Origin of the sequence: Bacillus sp. RE35, assembly GCF_052146655.1 — a bacterium.
Lineage (GTDB): Bacteria > Bacillota > Bacilli > Bacillales > Bacillaceae_G > Bacillus_A > Bacillus_A cereus.
Map to the genome: position 1 here is coordinate 3,029,304 of NZ_CP197377.1, position 18,082 is coordinate 3,047,385.

An 18,082-nucleotide genomic window follows, 5' to 3' on the forward strand; every position below is an offset into this window, starting at 1 on the left:
CACACTCTATATTCCTCCTTATTTTTTCATTTCATTTTTCTTCAACTGCAACGGTGGTCCAGTCAGTCCTACTCGCCGAATAGTGAGCTGTGTATGAACAGAAACCTCCACTTTTCGAAATTGTTTACTCCAATTCTTTTTTAACCCTTTCCATTCGGATGGATATTTTTGATGAATGGCTTCTCCAAATCCAAAGATATCGGTTCCGTATTGTTTTTGAACCTTTTTAATAGTTTGGAGAGCTTCCTTTTCGGACTGTTTTTCCAATACATGTTCTAAAAGAGTAAGATTTTTTGGCTGCGAAAGATCTAAATTCGTATTGTTCTCCTGAATTGTTCCTTCACCAGAAAAAACAATGTCACACTTAATTGTGTCCCCTTGTATAGTAGGTATGATTTTTCTATTGATCTTTGTCATATATAAACTTGCACTACCATTTCCTTTAGAGGCCGTTGCTGTAACTGTCTGTTTACTTAAACGATTCACTATCCAAAGAGTAGTTAACCATTCCTGCATGTTCAAGTATCCTACCAATTTGAAATCGTTGTTAAATATAGCACCGCCTACAATTTGAAACCCTTTGACCACGGTTTTCCCTTTTTTATGAGACACATTTAGTTTAATAACGGGCAAAATCGGGGTGATTCCATCACTCGTACCAGCAATAAGAAAATTTAATAAAGACATATCTCCTGCTGCCTCTATTTGCATATGCTCTTTAAGTGCCCCAAGTGCCGGGATAGACTCTAAAGGGATGGATGCTTTCAGAAAATCTTTTGCAGTATTCCCTTTTATGACAAACACACCTGCTCGTAATCGAATATCAGGATCGCGGCTATATGCATCTAAAACTGGAGCAAGACCACTTTTAGCCATTTTTTCTCCAATCAATATTACACGCTGGTGCCCTCGAAAAATTTCTCTCGACATTTTTGTTTGCATCATTTGTATAGCTTCATGTGTATCCCTTCCCGTTCCCGATTCTGTAAAAAACGCTTTTCCTGCATTACTTCTTCCGCTCTGTCCCATCCCCATTTTTGATGGAATAATAAACTGAGCACTAATTTCAATCTTATTATTCTTCGCTTGATCAAGTCCCCATCCTAATTCTATTGCCAAATCATTTAATTCTGTCCGATCCCAACATCCCGTCAAGAAGCATAAAGAAATGACCAGTATCATACAGAGTGCCTTGTGCAGGCTCATTCTGTTTCCCCTCCCCGTTTCTCATCTGGCTTTTGTCCACCTGGAAAACGGACTTTCTCTTCACCAGATACCATTATTGGGCGGTGGGTCATATTCCAACGAGGTGTTCGGAGAAAAACATCCTTTAAATCACGAGGAGTCTGTGGTGCAACTGGACTTAAATACGGAATGCCAAAAGAACGAATGTTAGTTAAATGAATCAAAATCGCAAGGGTACTTATTGCAACACCGTATAGCCCGAGCATCCCTGCCAATAACAGCATCGGAAAGCGTAACATCCGGTAAGCTGTTCCTAAGTTGTAGCGCGGGAACGCAAATGACGCAATACCGGTCGTCGCCACAACAATGACCAAAGGTGCGGAAATAATACCTGCTTGCACAGCAGCTTGCCCGATAACAAGTGCTCCGACAATACTAACTGCTGATCCAACAGGTTTTGGTAACCGAACCCCCGCTTCCCTCAAGCCTTCAAATAAAAACTCCATCATTAGCGCTTCTATGACAGCCGGGAACGGAATGCCTTCTCGCGCAGCTGCAATACTAATAAGCAAATTTGTCGGTATTAATTTAGGATGAAAGGTTGTAATAGCAACATAGAGAGAAGGAAGAAATAATGAAATATTAATTAATATTAAACGTATCCATCGAACAAAAGTTGTGTAGATGGAGCGTTCATAATAATCCTCCGCTGCTTGTAGACCAGTCCAAAATGTCATAGGAACAATCAAAACGAAAGGTGTGTTATCTACTAAAATGGCGACTTTCCCCTCTAATAAACTTGCACAAACCGCATCTGGCCGCTCAGTATTTTGAATTTGTGGAAAGGGTGAAAAGGGTTGGTCCTCAATAAACTCTTCAATGAAAGCTGACTCCAATACTCCATCAATTTGAATTCGCTTTACCCTTTGGCGAACTTCATCCAAAACCGAATCAGGTGCAATTCCCTCAATATAAGCAATTACCACATCTGTCTGTGACAATTCCCCAATCGAATAAGGTTCCATTTTTAGTTTTTGGCTTCGAATTCTTCGGCGAATCAGGCTCGTATTGACCCTTATCGTTTCCGTAAACCCGTCCCGAGGGCCACGAACAGAGATCTCGGCAGCCGGCTCTTCAACACCTCGTTTTTCAAAACCTTTTAAATCAGCGACTAGAGCTTGACTTTCTCCTTCTGTTAAAATGACAATATTCGCTTTCAATACTGCTTCTATAACCTCACGAACTTTAGAGATTGTCTTTACTTGAGAAACCGCAATTAGCTGATTTTGTATAATTTCTCCTACCGAATCCACACTCTTTACTCCACTAGGCAGACCTTCGAACATCATTGGTTTCAAAACAACTTGTTCCACAACTTTAGTGTCAACTAATCCATCTATATAAATAAAAAGAATTTCATTTTGACTATCTATGATTATTGGACGAAAAACAATATCGGAACAATTTTCAAAAACTTGTCTCAAAACTTCTTCATTCGCAGATACACTCTGCTTGAGTTCGCACTCTTGATCATTTTGGAGCAGCATACTTGCACTCTCAAGTTCCTGAATATCTTTTCTCAAACGCTTTCTACTAAGTTTTTTCATCATACTACCCCATTTATCGAGTGGTTTATGTTTTGAACCCAATTGTTAGTAATTTCTTGACAGAATAGCTTTAAAAAACCGTTCCACTAAATGTTTTTTTGTAAGTAATCATTTATCTAGAAAACAAAAGGAAAATATCCCCTCTATATCCTTCTTAAAATTTCCTTACACATGAAAATTATTCAATTTTTTCTATAAGTTAGTTATTCTAAAATGAGGTATCCATAAAGTAACTTGTAAATTCTGCTTTGTTAAATTGGTAGTAATAAGCTTATAGAAGCGAGCAAAAAAAAGCATGTTCTGAAGAAAGATAAATCAGAACATGCTCTTAATTTATTTATTTGATACTATAGACGTTGATCTTTCTGGAAGTTTAGTTGAAAATGATCCGCTTCATTGTATACCCCGAATTCATATCCTTTTTCCTTATAAAATTTAATAATTTCCGGAAGCGCTTGTAATGTCTGTAGTTTTTCATGCATTAGAACTACTTCCACATCTTCTGTTGTTGTACGCTTTACATTTTCTATAATTTGCTGTGGGTTACCTTTTAATTTCCAATCATTTGAATCTATCGTCCAATCCCAAACTTTTATTCCTGCTTCTACAATTTTGTTACGAATGTCCTGCCCCTTTAATCCTGGTGCAGATCCGTATGGGGGACGGACTAGTTTAGGAGTTGTACCTGTAATATTATGAATAAGAGCTAACGTTTCTTTCATCTCCGTTACAAATTGTCCTTTTTTGTATAGCTTATCACTATTATGTGTCATACTATGTGCACCAATATAATGTCCTTCTTTTACTGCTCGTTTTACATTTTCCTGAAAACCAGTATTCTGTAAATTGCTACCTTGCATAAAAAATGTCGAAGCAACATGTTGCTCTTTTAGTACATCTAAAAATTTGCCAGTTAATTCGCTAGGACCGTCATCAAATGTTAAATAAACAACCTTTCCTACTGGTTTTCCATCAGCTCTTTTCTGTTTTGCCAGCAATGTGTCCTCTTTCTTTCCTTGTTCTTGCGTATTAGCTAGCCTAATATTTTCATTAGCTACCCCTTTCGCTGGGATAGAGTTCCATTTCCCTATTAAAAAGAACGTGAAAAAGGTCGTTGCTAAAACAACTCCTAGAGATAGTATTGCCTTAGTTACTCCACTTGTTTTTTTCTTATTTTGTGATTCTTTCATTATGTTTCGATCCTTTCCCTACTCATTTTCATATTCATTATTTATGCAGCTAAACATTAACTTCAGCTGATATTTACAATAAATAGATTAATAGAGGAAGGTGAAGATAAAATGCAGATAATGTCGAAATTAGTTAAAGAATAGCCTATTACATCCACTCTTAAAAAAAATATTTGTTTCTCTACTACAGTTAAATTTGAAAACTGGATATACATCCAAAATAAAAAATACTACTCTTTCTAAATAACATTTTCACATCAAGATAACAGCATGTCGGTATAAAGATAAAATACAGAGATGGCCGTACTATTGAAATTCTATTATAATTTTGTAATTGGAATTCATTTGAACCAAATGAAGAACTAGAAGAAATATTATTATGTGGAGGTACTCCGATGAACCTTGTAATTAGAGAGTTAGAAACAAATGATTTAGATAATCTCCCGGAGATTGATGACAGTTTTATAGTGAATGCTCGGTTAATTCTTTCTCTTTCCAAAGGAAATAGACGCATAGAATATACAGTAGAAGACGTTCCGAGTTATGAAAAAAGTTATTTACAAAATCAAGATGATAATGAAGAACTGGCTTACAATGAATATATAAATAAACCTAATCAAGTCATTTACATAGCTCTGTTACATAACCAAATCATTGGATTAATGGTATTGAAAAAGAATTGGAACCACTATGCTTACATAGAAGATATAACGGTAGATAAAAAATATCGTACAATCGGAGTTGGCAAAAAATTAGTTGATCAAGCAAAGCAGTGGGCAAAAAAAGGAAATATGCCAGGTATCATGCTTGAAACGCAAAATAATAATGTCGCAGCATGTAAGTTCTATGAAAAATGCGGATTTGTAATTGGTGGGTGTGATTTTCTTGTTTATAAAGGTTTGGATAAGACAAGTGATGAAGTTGCAATTTATTGGTATATACATTTCAAATGATAATAGTTTATAACGTAAAAAACTCAAAATAAAACCCCAATTTCTCTATATTAAAATCGAGAAATTGGGGTTAAGTTATTTAAAACAAATAACTAATTAATAATCCTGCTGACAACAAGAAGCCGAAAATCGTATTTGTCATCGCTGTTGATTTCATTGCGATGCGCATATATCCAGGATCCTTTGCCCCTTTTTGGAAACTTTGAATCGCAGAAATTGGCTTTCTCAAACCTAAAAACATAACTAATGCCCAAGGGCTTATATAACCCATTAATACAATTACGGCAATCCATAAATACGCAATGAAAAAGGCTACCGCTAGTGTTACCACAGCTTTTTCTCTCCCAAGGAGGATTACTAATGTCTTTCTTCCACCTTTAATATCTTCTTCGATATCCCGGATGTTATTTGACATATTGATTGCACCTACTAAAATTCCAATTGGAATGGAAATCAATACACTTTCAATCGTTACAGTATTCGTTTGAATAAAGAAAGCAATGAGTACAAAACATGTCCCCATTAACAACCCAGAAACTAATTCTCCAAACGGGGTGTACGCAATTGGTAATGGACCGCCTGTATATAAATAGCCAACTGCCATCCCAATTAAACCAATAACCACTAACCACCAACTACTATTCATACAAATATAAATGCCAATAAAAGCTGCTACGACATATAATAAAAGCGCAACTGTTAACACATTTTTTGGCTTCAATCCATGACGGACAATTCCGCCACCGATGCCAACAGATTCAGCAGTGTCTAATCCGCGTTTGAAATCATAGTACTCATTAAATAAGTTCGTTGCTATTTGCAGCGCTAAACATGCAAGCATCATCGCAATAAATAAAAGCCAATCAATTTTGGCAACATAAAGTGATGCCACTGTCCCTAAAATTACAGGAGAAAACGTCGCCGTTAATGTATGCGGGCGCGTCATCTTCCATATTAATTTAGCGGAACTAATTTCCTTTTCATTCCCCATAACTCTGTTCAATCTCCCTACATTTGAAGTATAAATTACTAGCAGTATCTTTCTATCTATTTCCTGCCACGCATCCATTCATTATAGCAATAAATGATTATCCTTTCTAACAAATCAACTTTTAATAAAGTAAAATTTATAAAATGAAACTTTAATCAGTAGGAGTTTTGTCATCCCCACTGATTATTAGTACATATCCATTGTTTTTTTACGGGCAGCCCTCCCATTCGCTGAATTTTGTGGTGGGAGTCTTACTGCCCGTTAATGCGGGATAAAAAAGAAGTCAAATTACTTCCAAACAACACCTCGCCTCTCATATTCCATTCTGTATTCAACAGCAGCCGCAATTTTAGGACTTGCGAATCTTTCCGTGATCCAAAGTCCCAAATCAACTCCTGAAGTGCCCCCTCTTGCAGTGATAATATCCCCTTGATCCGCAATTCTGTAATGAAGAAGCTCTGCCCCGTATTCACTCATTTCATCCTGTGCAAAACAGTGCATCGTTGCCTTTCGACCGTTCAATATACCAGAGGCAGCTAATAGCATACCCCCTGTACACACACCAGCAACGATTGTTCCTGCATTGTGCATCTCGCTAATCATTTTAGTCAAAGTTCCAAGCTCTGCTTGTTTTCGTGCCCCATGCTCTGCTTTATGATTCCAGCCACCACCAGGTACAATTAACAAATCTGGACGATTCTCCTTCGTAAAAAATCATGTAGTTTAACTGTAACTCCAAACGAGGTAGTAACTTCCTTCTTTTGTTCACTCGAAACGAATTCAACTATAAATTGAGCCCCTTCTTCTATCGCTCTTTTCAGTACCTCAAACGGTGCGAAAGAGACAAGTTCTCCGAAACCATCAAACCATACTATTTGTATTTTCATTTTCGCACACCTCATATGCTTTCTTTTTTAAATTGTAGATATATATAATAATTGGACAATCTCAAAGTGTAAATTGTAAAGTATACCTAGATTATTCAAATAAAAAATAATATCCCACATAGTTAAATACATTTGTAAACCCTACATTTTCTACAACTGCAACAGAAGGCTTGTTCAATTCCATACAGTCCCAATATGGAATAATATCATTCTCCAAACAATCTTTCACAAAACTATGCGCTATCTTTTGAGCTAATTTTCTCCCTTGGTGACCTTCTATCGTTTCAATATCTATACAGTGTATATTTTCAAAGACGCATCCTGAAAAACAAACACTCACAATTAAATCATCATAAACAATGCAATAGCCAATCCCCTCATTGAAAAAAGAATCCGGTGAAGACCAAAACTCTAAAATTTTTGATTGTAAAAAATCAATGTTCTTAAATGTATTATTATTATTTTCATAGAGAGCTTTACTCATTTTCAGTACAGTATATCTCTGTTCAAATTTAGGCTCATGATGATTTTCATAATCCTCTTTTCCTAGCATATACACTCTTTGATTCCAACTCTTTAATTTACGATGCTGAAATATTCTTTCGATTGTTTTATTCCACTTCGAATGATTCCCGATTCCTTCAAAGCAATCTAATCCTACTTTCCTCGCCTCAGGTACTATTACATGATTAATAAAACGATTCACTTCTTTATTAAACTCTTCATTTTCAGCATCTCCAATAAAGAAGAAGCCATCATTATTACCTAACCAAATGAGTCCCGAATTAGGAGAAGTCACGTTATCTACAAATATACGACCAGGATTCACTCCTGCAATTACAGCACGTACCTCTAATTGACCTTGTTCATTCACTAAACGATTACACCTATAAAAATCATCCTTGCTTAGTTCACAGATCATACGTTACACCCCTTTTTTAAACTGTTCTATTCTAACTTTACCATTTTTACATAATATTCTGTATCTTTACTAAGAGTAGTTTTAAAGCGATGCGATAAGTAAATGAAATACATAATAAAAAAGAGCCAATCTCCAACACAATAGAAGATTGACTCTTTCCTTTATTTACTCACCTGTTTCAGAAAATCGTTTTATACGTTCACCAATTTCATCGCGAACACGTTGAAATTCAGACCATTCTTTTCCTGCCGGGTCATCAAATCCCCAGTGAACACGATTTACGTGCGAAGGTGTCGAAGGACAAACAGAATCCGCATGACTACAAAGTGTAACGACTAAATCAGCATTATTTAAAATGTTTGTATCAATCATATCTGATGTTTGATTTGTTATATCGATATTCACTTCATTCATTGCTTTAATCGCATTGGGATTCACTCCATGTGCTTCGATTCCTGCAGAATATACATTCCACTTACCTCCTAAATATTGTTTACCCCACGCTTCTGCCATTTGGCTTCGGCATGAATTTCCTGTACATAAGAAATAGATTGTTTTTTTGTTTTCCATGTTGTTTTCCACCTTTGTTTTTAAGTTGATTGATCATTAAAATATTTACGTTTAAACCAAAAAGCGACATTTACAAGTGCAATCATGACAGGTACTTCGACTAACGGTCCAATGACAGCTGCGAATGCTGCGCCCGAATGAATACCAAACACACCAACTGCTACAGCAATTGCTAACTCAAAGTTATTACTACCTGCTGTAAATGCTAACGTTGTCGTCACCGGATAGTTTGCACCAATGTTTCTTCCCATAAAGAAAGAAACAAAAAACATTACAATAAAATAGATTAATAACGGAATCGCTATTCTTACCACATCTAGTGGCACGCTAACAATCATCTCTCCTTTTAAAGAGAACATAACGATGATTGTAAATAGCAATGCAAGTAATGTAAGTGGACTAATTTTAGGTATAAACACTTTTTCATACCACTGTCTTCCTTTTAACTTAACTAGTACAAAGCGTGTCAACATACCTGCTATAAAAGGAATTCCTAAATAGATACATACTGATTTTGCTACTTCTATCATTGTAATATCGACAATAGCACCTTCAATCCCTAACCATTCTGGAATTACAGTTACAAATACGTATGCATAAACTGAGAAAAAGAGCATTTGGAATACCGAATTAAAAGCAACTAAACCTGCCGCATACTCTTTATCCCCATCAGCAAGGTCATTCCAAACAATGACCATTGCAATACAACGTGCTAACCCAATCATAATGAGACCAACCATGTATTCTGGTTTATCAGGAAGAAAAATAATTGCTAACACAAACATAAGTACCGGACCAATAATCCAATTTTGTACTAAAGATAGCACTAACACTTTTACATCTTTAAATACTCGGCCCATTTCCTCATAGCGAACTTTCGCTAACGGTGGATACATCATTACAATTAAACCAACAGCAAGCGGAATAGACGTCGTTCCAACCTGTAATGTATTCAGTCCGTCTACTACACTAGGGAACACAAACCCTAAACCAATCCCAACAGCCATCGCTAGAAAAATCCATAGTGTTAAATATCGGTCTAGAAAAGATAAACGTTTCATTTTATTTTCCATCTCCTATTAACAACAAGAATTTTTAGCTACCTCATTTGAAGTCGCGCAACAAGATGACTCTTCAATTTTGTGAACATTACTATCTGCTTTCGTATAAAAGAATTCCCACTCATTCCCATCTGGATCTGTTACCCAAAACTTATCTTGCACTGCATAGCAACAAGTCGTATCCATCTCATCACGCGCAAAGAAACCTTCTTTTTCTAATCGTTCTTTATGTAATGTAATTTCTTCAGCTGTATCCACTTGGAAACCGAAATGATTTACTTGATTTCCATTCACCTCATCTCGTACGTTCAGCGTAAAATTAAGTCCTGGCGTCTCTAATAAAAATTTTGCATAATCTGTTTTCACTTTAACTGGTGAAACACCAAATACCTTTTCATAAAATTCAATAGACTTCTCTAAATTCGTAACGTTTATACCGACGTGAACATATCTCATACCTTATTCCTCCTTTTTATATATCATTAATCAATTTTTTTTGATTAATAACTCAAAATTTTAACAGCAACTACCTTTCCCTGTTTTTCTAAAGATACAGCACAATTCTTCTGATAATAAATTATTCACTTCCGCATCATTTAAATCATAATAACTCCACGTACCTTTTGTTTCTTTTACAATCAAACCTGCATCTAATAAAATTTTTAAATGATATGATAATTTAGATTGCGTCATTTCAAAAACTTCTGTTAAATCACATACACACGTCTGTCCTCGCTGGCAAAGTTCATACATGATTTCTAAACGTTTCTGATCCGCCAACGCTTTAAATTTTTTCTCATAGTGCTGAAAATTTTGTGCCACTGTAGTTCACTTCCCTTCATCAACTTTTTTTGATGTTTATAGTATATACGTAGATGAGTTCTATATGCAACTTATTAATCAAGTTTTTTTGATTTATCTAAAAAACTTCCTCGCATCATATCTTTGTTACAATTAAAAAAGACCATAACCTTTTCAAAAATGAAAAACTATGGTTCTTTTTACAACTTAATAGTTACAATATTTCCGAGAAATGGAGTCTCTATAACTATTTTAAATTTTAATTTGATCATTATAGAGTAGTGCCCCATCACCCTCAATCTAAGAAAAACAAATACCCCAAAATGAGAAAAATCGATATGCTCTTGTTTTTGGTGCATATTCATAAAAAGCACGTTACTATTCTCATTAACATAAGAGAATAGTAACGTGCTTTTAATTTCAAAAATTGTCTAAGATGGTTGTGGGGCGGGTCCCCCATAAGAACGGTATCTAAAAGATTGTATGATAGGTGTTAGTTCCATTCTAATGGCCTCAGCCGGCGATTAACTCAAATACCGATTTCGGATGACCGCCATGTGATGAAGTTCGTGTCCTGCGACGCCGTACGCGAGGGCGCGCGCCGTAATGCTTAGGTTGTTGGCTGTGCCCTTGCGGGTCCACGCCTCAGCCGGTAGCCCGCGCAGCAATGTGATCGTTGATTGCCGTACGGCCCGGTAGTCTTCGGCCAATTGCGCGGTTGTCCAGCTTCCGAAAGGAGGTATGAATAATTCCTGATCGAAACCAGTCAGAGGCGTCTGGTCCCCTCTTGCGAACCGGAGCAGGCGGTAGGTCATGACGCGTTCCGCGTCTGTAATGTGGCCCACGACTTCTTTCAGCGTCCATTTTCCTTCCGCATACCGATATGTGGCCTGGCTTTCGGTCAACGATGCCAGGAGCTCTGTCATTTGCTTTTCCTGGGCGAGCAGAATGTCGATGATGTTACCGTCCGGCACCAAACGGATATATTCGCCGGAGCTTCCGGCGTATTCTTCTTCTGACGGTCTTTGATTCATGCGTAGTCACCTCTTATATGTAGATATAGAAAATTATAGCACTCGTCTATGTCTAATAAATTCGCGAAATGATAGAACTTTCCTTCTAATAATTGAGGATAAGCAACTATTTAGTTGGTCGGTCTCCGCACTATCCTGATTCGTTAGCACAATAAGCAATTCTAATCAATAATGCATAAAAATTAGAAGTTATACAATATTTCAAAGTTATTAATATATATTGAGTTATTCCGAAACATATATTAATAACTTTTGTCGAAACTATTAAAAAGGGAGAATTTCTCTAGCTGGAGAATTAATAATTGTGTTACCAATATGTAAAAATCTCAATTTAAAATTAAAGGAGAATAAAATGGGACAAATAATTGTATCGATGTACCTCTCACTAGATGGTGTCATGGAGGAACCAGCTTGGACTGCTCCATATTTCAATGAAGAAGTAGCAAAGTTTCAATCCGATTTACTGTTTGAAAGTGAAGCTCTTCTACTAGGGCGAGTAACCTATCAAGGTTTTGCAGCTGCCTGGCCTTCTATGACTGATGAAGAAGGTTTTGCTGATAAGATGAACAGCATGCCTAAATTTGTTGCTTCAACAACTTTAGAAAAAACCGAATGGAATGCAAATCTTATCAAGGGTAATATTGTAGAAGAAATATCGAAATTGAAGGAACAGCCCGGTCAGAACCTTTTAATTTATGGTAGTGGTGAGCTTATCCAAACATTGATGCAACACGACCTCATTGATGAATATCATTTTATGGTCAATCCTATTATCGTGGGAAGCGGAAAGCATCTCTTTAAAACCGGAAACGATACAAAGGCTTTAAAACTGATCGAAACAAGAACGACCAGTTCAGGTGTCGTTATTCTTTCCTATCAGCCGGAGAAAAAAGAATAATTATTGATAAATTATATAATCAAAAAAAGATTGACTCTTTCAGATCAGGAAAAGTTAAAAATAACTTCCAATAACGAGAATAATGTAAATAAGCTGTCCATGTAGACAGCTTATTGTTTTTTTGCTTAGCGTGCAAAATTCGCGTCTTGTTCGCGGGACTCCAAACAGTACGATTTTATTTCAAAGACACAACGATCTTACTACACACTTTTTATTTATCCCACACTCTCATCTGCTACTATTACTATTTTTTATTACTAATGTTGCCGTTTCACTCGGATGGCTAAGAGGAAAATGATGGCCATATGGAACAAAATCAACCTTACCAAGATGCGATGGAGCAGAATAGCCTCTGTCATAATCCCCCCAAATAATGTGAAGGTTATACTTTGTTACTTCATTGAAATCACCTTGATCATTTTTTAGTAGTAAACTGTTAAGCTGGACCGTAGTATTTAAAATTCTGGGAGAAGTAAAACTGTTTCTTATTTTTTCAATATAATGTTCAGGAATGCTCTCCATACTTTCAAACAAACCATTACTTAATAAATAACGCTCTATCAAATTAGTAGTTGCCAATTTTAATGTCCATTTGTTCATAAATTGAGGAACATTTAGCGATTTAGCATTTTTTTTAGCAACAGGTGGCTGAAGTAAAGTGATTGAATACTTCTTATCTATGTACTCTTGTACCAACGCTTCCAGAAGAATAAACGCACCGAATGAATGGCCAATTAGATGTGCACCATTCGTAGCTTTCTCCAATAACTTTTTCACTACATTCAAATAGATATCTAGAAGATTTTTCTCTCGTTTAAAAGGAGAACGTCCCAAACCTGGAAGATCCAAAATCCATACAGGTTGACCAGTTTTTTCATGAAGCTCTTGTGCTAAAGGAAATAAATCCTCTCCATCACTCAATAAACCATGTAATAATATAAACGGTTTACCCTTTCCTTGTAATTGGTAAAGGGTAGTGTTATCGCATAATGTTCGTTTAAATAAATGATTATGCCGGCCATTTTGATACATCATTCGATAATCCAGATCAGCTACTACAGCAGGGAAAAATTTCATTACACTCGTCTTCTTAAACCAATCTCCTCCCATAATTTTTTTTGCTGAAACATTTGAAAATTTTTGTTTTGTAATAAAATTCAGTCCATCAGAAGGAATTTTTGTTATTTTACTTCCTCCACTATTCATAATTGCTTTCATAAATGGCATTGGAACAGAGATTTTTGGTGCCCTCATATTCATACTTTCCGACATAATACTTAATAATTCAGCAATGTTTTGATCGTGCTGTTTGTCTTCAACAAGTGTATATGTTTGAATAGTCGGTTGCTCCAATCTGAAAACCTGCACAATAAACTTCGCAAGCTCATCGTTTGAAATAAGTGGTAACCTATATCCCTTACCTCCAGGAATCACTGGCATGAGCCCTCTTCGCATACTCATCACAAGCAAACCTAATCCTGCTATCTGCTCTGTACTCCCTGTTTTACTACTACCGACTATAGTTGGCGGATTAATTACAGAAAGCGGATAACCTACTGCTGATGCCTGCTGACGGATATAAAGATCTGCTAAAAATTTTGTTCTCTCATATGGATTTTTTATTTTCAAATAATTGTTTCCTTCTTTAAACACATCAATTGCAATCTTGCTATTTTTATCATCAAAGGGACTCATATAACCTACAACATGAATAAATTGTTGCAAACCCTTCAATTGATGAATACTTTTAGCTAATTCACTAATATGTTTGGCGCCATTTAAAAATACGGAAGCTGCCTCTTTACTTGTCGCTTGAATATCCATGGGGCCTCCTGCATGAATAATCACATCCGTTTTCAATACCCTCTCCTTATCTTCAGCACTTAGACCTAAATCTATTTTCGTCAAATCACCTTCAATAAAGTGCATAACTTCCTTTTTTAAGATGCCTCTTTCTTGAAAAAGGCGTGTTGCTTTATTTTTCGACCTCACTAAAAGAAGAATTTTAACATCCTCTTTGGCTAATTCTTTTACTAATTGTTTTCCAATAAAGCCTGTTCCACCAGTTAAAAATACTGTTCTCATATAAAATCCCCCTTTTAGTACTACTTAGTACTAATTTGATGTAAAAAAAATGCTTCTTTTATCGAAGCAATTTTAAAAAATGATCTGCTGTTTTCGTGATTACAGTTGCATCCTTCAATGTTTCTGAAATAAATAACGCTCCTTCAAGATTTGTAATAAAAAGTGATGCAACCTCATCAATATTAATCGTATTTCTGAATTCTCCATTCTCTACCCCTTGTTTAAGTAATAGAGAAACTTTCTTTTGTAATCCTGTAAAAAAAAGACCTATTTTTTCTTTTATTTGCGTGGCCTGTTTAGGACTTTGAATATAAAGAGTAATAAATGGACAGCTCCCCTTATACTCCCTCGACTGAACTCCTTGTGATAATTGCTTTAAAAACAGTTGGATACGATCTTCAACTAAAAATTGGTTCTGAGAAAGTATGTCATCAATTGCAGATTGATACATTTCAATCCAATAATCAACGACCCCTTCTAATAATACTTCCTTATTAGAAAAGTGATAATACACATTAGACTTTGAAACTTTGCTTACACGTACTAATTCATCCATACTTGTATAAGCAAACCCTTTTTCTAAAAATAATGTTGCAGCTACTTCAATCACACGTTTTTGATTCATTAATTTTATCTTTGTCATAACTAGAACTATATAGTACTAATTTAAATATTGCAAGTATTTATGTTAATTTTTAAAAAAGTTTGATTAAAAAAGTTCCACTAACATTGATTTTACTGCAAAAAAATCTTATTTTGAATAAAGTTGAACTGAACCCCGAAATTGTTCATTCACTATCGTCTAATCGGGGGCACCATACATACCCGTCAACTTAAGAAAAAGAAATGTCCCCTGATTCAAGTTGCCTAGCGAAAAAATCACGTTTTAATAGACTTCTTTAGTATGCCTATCTTTCTATAAATTACTAGATTAGCTTGATGGCTATGGAGTAGTGACCCTATAAACAAAACCCACCAGAAACATCTAAAATCTGCCCCGTTACCCAGCGGCTATCAGAAGAAGCAAGGAATGCTACTGCATCTGCAATATCTTCAACTTGCCCTATTCGTCCGAACACAGATGAGTTGGTAGCAAAATTTCGTATTTCCGGATCATCTAGCAATTTTGCATTGATATCTGTCTTCGTATATCCAGGCATAATTGTATTCACTGTTATACCTCTTTCTCCAAGATGTTTAGCTAGAGGCAGTGTCATCGTATTAAGCGCACCTTTACTTAAGCCGTATGCAATTGAGCCTGTAAAACCAAGCCTTACTTCAGCTGATGAAATGTTAATCACACGGCCCTCTGCTCGTATTAATGGTAATGTTTGCTGGATTAAAAAGAATGGTGCTTTCATATTTACAGACATGATTTCATCAAAAACTTCTTCTGTCGTATTTTCAATCGTTCCTTGTGTACCTATCCCTGCATTGTTTACTAAAATATCAATCTCTGATGTACCAACTTTTATTTGTAATTCATGCTTTAACTGTTCTACTAGCTTTTTGACACCATCAATTGAATTGAGTTCAGCTTCAATTAAGAACGCTTTTCCTCCATTAGATTCAATCTCACTAATCGTTTCATCTGCAGCTGCCTTATTTCGACCGTAGTGAATCGCAACTAATGCTCCATCTTTCGCCAATCTCATCGCAATCGCACGGCCAATTCCGCGACTCGCTCCTGTTACTAACGCTACTTTCCCATCAAGATTCTTCATTTTTTCCATCCTTCCTAAATTTCCGTTTGATAAAAACCTATACTTATATTTTCATGTAAACACCCATCATTTTAAATATAGATTTATAGGGAATTTAGTCCGTTCGCTTATGATATTATAGTTATAATTCGTAATTTACTTTAGAAAACAAAAATAAGGAGGCTACACAATGCAAAACGCCGTAAAACTGGATGAAATCGATCATAAAATTATGAACTTGCTGTATGAAAATGCGAGAATTTCTGTTTCAGAAATAGGACGAATTATATCCATGACGCAACCTGCTGTAAAAGAACGTATTAACAAGCTTGAAGATCAAGGAGTTATAGCGGCTTATCGAACGAAATTTGAGCCTGCAAAAATTAATAAAAACATTCAAGCATTCATCATGTTTAAAACGAGCCAATGCTCTGATTTTATCCAGTATTGTAATGCAGCTCCTGAAGTAACAGATTTATTTCGAATTAGTGGGGAATTTAATTATATGATGAAGGTCATGAGCGATTCGATGGATTCTCTCGCTGCATTTTTAGACTCCTTAATGCAATTTGGCTTGTCATCTCCTTTAATTGTTTTAAAGAGTGAGTTTGAGGAGAAATTGTCATTCTAATAAAGGATACGTATTATCCTCCGCTAACAGTAAAAGCTTTTCCTTTATGAGAAAATCCAACAGAATCAATGATTAGTAACAAAAAAAGAACATTGATTTTCAATGTTCTTTTTTATATCTCTACTTATTATTTAGATTGCTATTCGAAAAAAGTACCTTAATCCCCTTACCCTTGATTCCTCTGCGCCTCTCTAAACTCCTCCTTCACCTTCTCTAACAACCCTTCTTCCGTAATTAATCGATACGCCGTATTTGCTAATGCTTTTGCCGATGTAATTAATGCTTTATCTCCAAGTTCTGAACGTGCTGCTTCTCTAAATTCATTCGTATGTGCAATTAAATCATCTGGTCCGATTTTAATGTACGGATGAATTGTCGGTACGACTTGACTTACGTTTCCTGCGTCGGTTGAACCGATTCCTACTCTTTCTTTACGATTTACATCTTCACCTAATAGTTCTAGTTCTTCCGCTACAATATCGTTATATGTTTTTGTTACGAGTAATTCATCGATTTCATTTTGGAATTGATGGATTTTTACTTTTGCACCTGTTGCTAACGCTGCTCCCTCAGCAATATTTTTTACTTTTTCTGTTACTTCTGCACATCTTTTTCGCGTTGCTGCACGGATGAAGAACCTTGCTGCAGCGTAGTCAGGAATAATGTTAGGTGCTTTTCCTCCTTCTGTAATGACGCCATGAATTCTCACGTCTGACGGGAGTTGTTGGCGAAGTGCATTAATACCGTTATAGAGCTGAATCACCGCATCTAATGCGTTAATCCCTTCTTCTGGCGAAGCTGCAGCGTGAGCTGTTTTTCCGTAAAAATGAAAATCAAGTGGATCGACTGCTAGTGAAGGACTCGTTGTCGCTGTTTTTCCGCTCGGATGAATCATAAGCGCCGCATCAATGTCTTTAAATAAACCTGCCTTTACATAACTTGATTTCGCGCTACCATTTGGCCCGCCTTCTTCTGCTGGCGTACCAAACACGACAACTTCTCCGCCAATTTCTTCAAGTGTTTCTGATAATGCAATTGCTGCTGCAACACTAATTGTGCCGATTAAATTGTGACCACACGCATGGCCTAATCCTGGTAAAGCGTCATACTCCGCTAAAAATGCAATTGCCGGTCCTTGTTTTCCAGAGCTTTTTCGCGCGATAAATCCCGTTTCATGTCCAGCTATATTGTGCTGCAACTGAAACCCTGCACTACCTAGTAATAAACTTAACGTTCTTGATGCGTAAAACTCTTGGTTTCCAATCTCCGGATTCGCATGAATATCGTGACTTGTTTCTATGTACTTTTCCTTATTTCTTTCGATACTCTCTTCAATTGTTTTTCTTTGTGACGCTACTCCTGTCGCTCCCATTTTTCTTCCTCCTTTTATTTTCACGTAAAAAAGCCTCTTTCTAAAAGATAGAAAGAGGCTTCTGTATATACAGTCAAAATGAGCTTCTTTCTTATCTTTCAAGTTACCTTGCTGGAATTGGCACAGTATTCATAGCGAATCCGCTGCCGAGGTATCATAGGGCCAGTCCCTCCACCTCTCGTGATAAGAATT

At 36.2% G+C, this 18,082-nt stretch carries 17 protein-coding genes, 1 pseudogene and 1 riboswitch; of the genes and pseudogenes, 3 read left to right on the forward strand and 15 right to left on the reverse strand.

What is annotated here, in order from left to right:
• Window positions 1–18 precede the first annotated feature (18 nt).
• From ACTL4X_RS15615 to ACTL4X_RS15625, 3 genes are all read right to left on the reverse strand, one after another.
• The gene (locus ACTL4X_RS15615) at window positions 19–1,206 is read right to left on the reverse strand and encodes a Ger(x)C family spore germination protein (protein ID WP_071740790.1); all 1,188 of its coding nucleotides are present in this window, start codon (window positions 1,204–1,206) and stop codon (window positions 19–21) included.
• A complete protein-coding gene (locus ACTL4X_RS15620) occupies window positions 1,203–2,795 on the reverse strand; it encodes a spore germination protein (protein ID WP_063245400.1) in 1,593 nt (530 codons plus the stop codon). The genes ACTL4X_RS15615 and ACTL4X_RS15620 overlap by 4 nt, the downstream gene beginning before the upstream one ends.
• A gap of 344 nt (window positions 2,796–3,139) precedes the next feature.
• A complete protein-coding gene (locus ACTL4X_RS15625; protein ID WP_071740792.1) occupies window positions 3,140–3,982 on the reverse strand; it encodes a polysaccharide deacetylase family protein in 843 nt (280 codons plus the stop codon).
• Window positions 3,983–4,377: 395 nt separating this feature from the next.
• Between ACTL4X_RS15625 and satA the strand changes: the two genes are divergently transcribed.
• Window positions 4,378–4,935: a streptothricin N-acetyltransferase SatA gene (gene satA, locus ACTL4X_RS15630; protein WP_071740793.1), complete on the forward strand. Its 558-nt coding sequence runs from the start codon at window positions 4,378–4,380 to the stop codon at window positions 4,933–4,935.
• Window positions 4,936–5,014: 79 nt separating this feature from the next.
• Here satA and menA read toward each other — a convergent pair whose 3' ends face one another.
• The 8 genes and pseudogenes from menA to ACTL4X_RS15670 all read right to left on the reverse strand — a co-directional run bounded on the left by menA (window position 5,015) and on the right by ACTL4X_RS15670 (window position 11,201).
• A complete protein-coding gene (gene menA, locus ACTL4X_RS15635) occupies window positions 5,015–5,926 on the reverse strand; it encodes a 1,4-dihydroxy-2-naphthoate polyprenyltransferase (protein ID WP_000526090.1) in 912 nt (303 codons plus the stop codon).
• Between the two features lie 288 nt (window positions 5,927–6,214).
• Window positions 6,215–6,813: pseudogene (locus ACTL4X_RS15640) on the reverse strand (DJ-1/PfpI family protein).
• 91 nt (window positions 6,814–6,904) lie between these two features.
• A complete protein-coding gene (locus ACTL4X_RS15645) occupies window positions 6,905–7,735 on the reverse strand; it encodes a GNAT family N-acetyltransferase (RefSeq protein WP_071740794.1) in 831 nt (276 codons plus the stop codon).
• A 165-nt stretch (window positions 7,736–7,900) separates the two neighbouring features.
• Entirely contained in the window at window positions 7,901–8,305 is a 405-nt protein-coding gene (gene arsC / locus ACTL4X_RS15650; protein ID WP_000428364.1) for an arsenate reductase (thioredoxin), read from the reverse strand.
• A gap of 20 nt (window positions 8,306–8,325) precedes the next feature.
• On the reverse strand, window positions 8,326–9,366 hold the full coding sequence (gene arsB / locus ACTL4X_RS15655) for an ACR3 family arsenite efflux transporter (protein WP_000826563.1): 1,041 nt from the start codon (window positions 9,364–9,366) through the stop codon (window positions 8,326–8,328).
• 18 nt (window positions 9,367–9,384) lie between these two features.
• Complete coding sequence (locus ACTL4X_RS15660; RefSeq protein ID WP_001271022.1) at window positions 9,385–9,822, reverse strand: ArsI/CadI family heavy metal resistance metalloenzyme; 438 nt, start codon at window positions 9,820–9,822, stop codon at window positions 9,385–9,387.
• A 60-nt stretch (window positions 9,823–9,882) separates the two neighbouring features.
• Complete coding sequence (gene arsR, locus ACTL4X_RS15665; protein WP_071740795.1) at window positions 9,883–10,188, reverse strand: arsenical resistance operon transcriptional regulator ArsR; 306 nt, start codon at window positions 10,186–10,188, stop codon at window positions 9,883–9,885.
• Between the two features lie 503 nt (window positions 10,189–10,691).
• On the reverse strand, window positions 10,692–11,201 hold the full coding sequence (locus tag ACTL4X_RS15670; protein ID WP_001076319.1) for a DinB family protein: 510 nt from the start codon (window positions 11,199–11,201) through the stop codon (window positions 10,692–10,694).
• 352 nt (window positions 11,202–11,553) lie between these two features.
• On the opposite strand from ACTL4X_RS15670, the gene ACTL4X_RS15675 reads away from it, so the two are divergent.
• Window positions 11,554–12,099, forward strand: a complete 546-nt coding sequence (locus ACTL4X_RS15675; protein WP_071740578.1) for a dihydrofolate reductase family protein — start codon at window positions 11,554–11,556, stop codon at window positions 12,097–12,099.
• Between the two features lie 228 nt (window positions 12,100–12,327).
• Here ACTL4X_RS15675 and ACTL4X_RS15680 read toward each other — a convergent pair whose 3' ends face one another.
• The 3 genes from ACTL4X_RS15680 to ACTL4X_RS15690 form a co-directional block, all read right to left on the reverse strand.
• Window positions 12,328–14,184 carry an alpha/beta fold hydrolase gene (locus tag ACTL4X_RS15680; protein ID WP_146718364.1) on the reverse strand — a complete coding sequence of 619 codons (1,857 nt, stop codon included), beginning with the start codon at window positions 14,182–14,184 and terminating at the stop codon, window positions 12,328–12,330.
• A 58-nt stretch (window positions 14,185–14,242) separates the two neighbouring features.
• Window positions 14,243–14,809 carry a TetR/AcrR family transcriptional regulator gene (locus tag ACTL4X_RS15685; protein WP_001072312.1) on the reverse strand — a complete coding sequence of 189 codons (567 nt, stop codon included), beginning with the start codon at window positions 14,807–14,809 and terminating at the stop codon, window positions 14,243–14,245.
• A 334-nt stretch (window positions 14,810–15,143) separates the two neighbouring features.
• Window positions 15,144–15,908, reverse strand: a complete 765-nt coding sequence (locus tag ACTL4X_RS15690; protein WP_140161583.1) for an SDR family oxidoreductase — start codon at window positions 15,906–15,908, stop codon at window positions 15,144–15,146.
• Window positions 15,909–16,077: 169 nt separating this feature from the next.
• Here ACTL4X_RS15690 and ACTL4X_RS15695 point away from each other — a divergent pair, with 169 nt between their 5' ends.
• A complete protein-coding gene (locus ACTL4X_RS15695) occupies window positions 16,078–16,518 on the forward strand; it encodes an Lrp/AsnC family transcriptional regulator (protein ID WP_001178563.1) in 441 nt (146 codons plus the stop codon).
• Between the two features lie 166 nt (window positions 16,519–16,684).
• Here the strand turns inward: ACTL4X_RS15695 and ACTL4X_RS15700 are convergent, their stop codons facing one another.
• The gene (locus ACTL4X_RS15700) at window positions 16,685–17,890 is read right to left on the reverse strand and encodes a M20 family metallopeptidase (RefSeq protein ID WP_086400852.1); all 1,206 of its coding nucleotides are present in this window, start codon (window positions 17,888–17,890) and stop codon (window positions 16,685–16,687) included.
• Between the two features lie 88 nt (window positions 17,891–17,978).
• Window positions 17,979–18,080, reverse strand: a riboswitch (SAM riboswitch).
• Between the last annotated feature and the right edge of the window lie 2 nt (window positions 18,081–18,082).

Excerpts from the sequence above, each read along its gene's own strand:
- ACTL4X_RS15680 (WP_146718364.1), bottom strand. The coding sequence starts at position 14,184 with ATGAGAACAGTATTTTTAACTGGTGGAACAGGCTTTATTGGAAAACAA.
- satA (WP_071740793.1), top strand. The coding sequence starts at position 4,378 with ATGAACCTTGTAATTAGAGAGTTAGAAACAAATGATTTAGATAATCTC.
- ACTL4X_RS15690 (WP_140161583.1), bottom strand. The coding sequence starts at position 15,908 with ATGAAGAATCTTGATGGGAAAGTAGCGTTAGTAACAGGAGCGAGTCGC.
- ACTL4X_RS15700 (WP_086400852.1), bottom strand. The coding sequence starts at position 17,890 with ATGGGAGCGACAGGAGTAGCGTCACAAAGAAAAACAATTGAAGAGAGT.
- ACTL4X_RS15675 (WP_071740578.1), top strand. The coding sequence starts at position 11,554 with ATGGGACAAATAATTGTATCGATGTACCTCTCACTAGATGGTGTCATG.
- menA (WP_000526090.1), bottom strand. The coding sequence starts at position 5,926 with ATGGGGAATGAAAAGGAAATTAGTTCCGCTAAATTAATATGGAAGATG.
- ACTL4X_RS15620 (WP_063245400.1), bottom strand. The coding sequence starts at position 2,795 with ATGATGAAAAAACTTAGTAGAAAGCGTTTGAGAAAAGATATTCAGGAA.
- ACTL4X_RS15695 (WP_001178563.1), top strand. The coding sequence starts at position 16,078 with ATGCAAAACGCCGTAAAACTGGATGAAATCGATCATAAAATTATGAAC.
- ACTL4X_RS15625 (WP_071740792.1), bottom strand. The coding sequence starts at position 3,982 with ATGAAAGAATCACAAAATAAGAAAAAAACAAGTGGAGTAACTAAGGCA.
- ACTL4X_RS15670 (WP_001076319.1), bottom strand. The coding sequence starts at position 11,201 with ATGAATCAAAGACCGTCAGAAGAAGAATACGCCGGAAGCTCCGGCGAA.
- ACTL4X_RS15660 (WP_001271022.1), bottom strand. The coding sequence starts at position 9,822 with ATGAGATATGTTCACGTCGGTATAAACGTTACGAATTTAGAGAAGTCT.
- arsC (WP_000428364.1), bottom strand. The coding sequence starts at position 8,305 with ATGGAAAACAAAAAAACAATCTATTTCTTATGTACAGGAAATTCATGC.
- ACTL4X_RS15645 (WP_071740794.1), bottom strand. The coding sequence starts at position 7,735 with ATGATCTGTGAACTAAGCAAGGATGATTTTTATAGGTGTAATCGTTTA.
- arsB (WP_000826563.1), bottom strand. The coding sequence starts at position 9,366 with ATGAAACGTTTATCTTTTCTAGACCGATATTTAACACTATGGATTTTT.
- ACTL4X_RS15615 (WP_071740790.1), bottom strand. The coding sequence starts at position 1,206 with ATGAGCCTGCACAAGGCACTCTGTATGATACTGGTCATTTCTTTATGC.
- ACTL4X_RS15685 (WP_001072312.1), bottom strand. The coding sequence starts at position 14,809 with ATGAATCAAAAACGTGTGATTGAAGTAGCTGCAACATTATTTTTAGAA.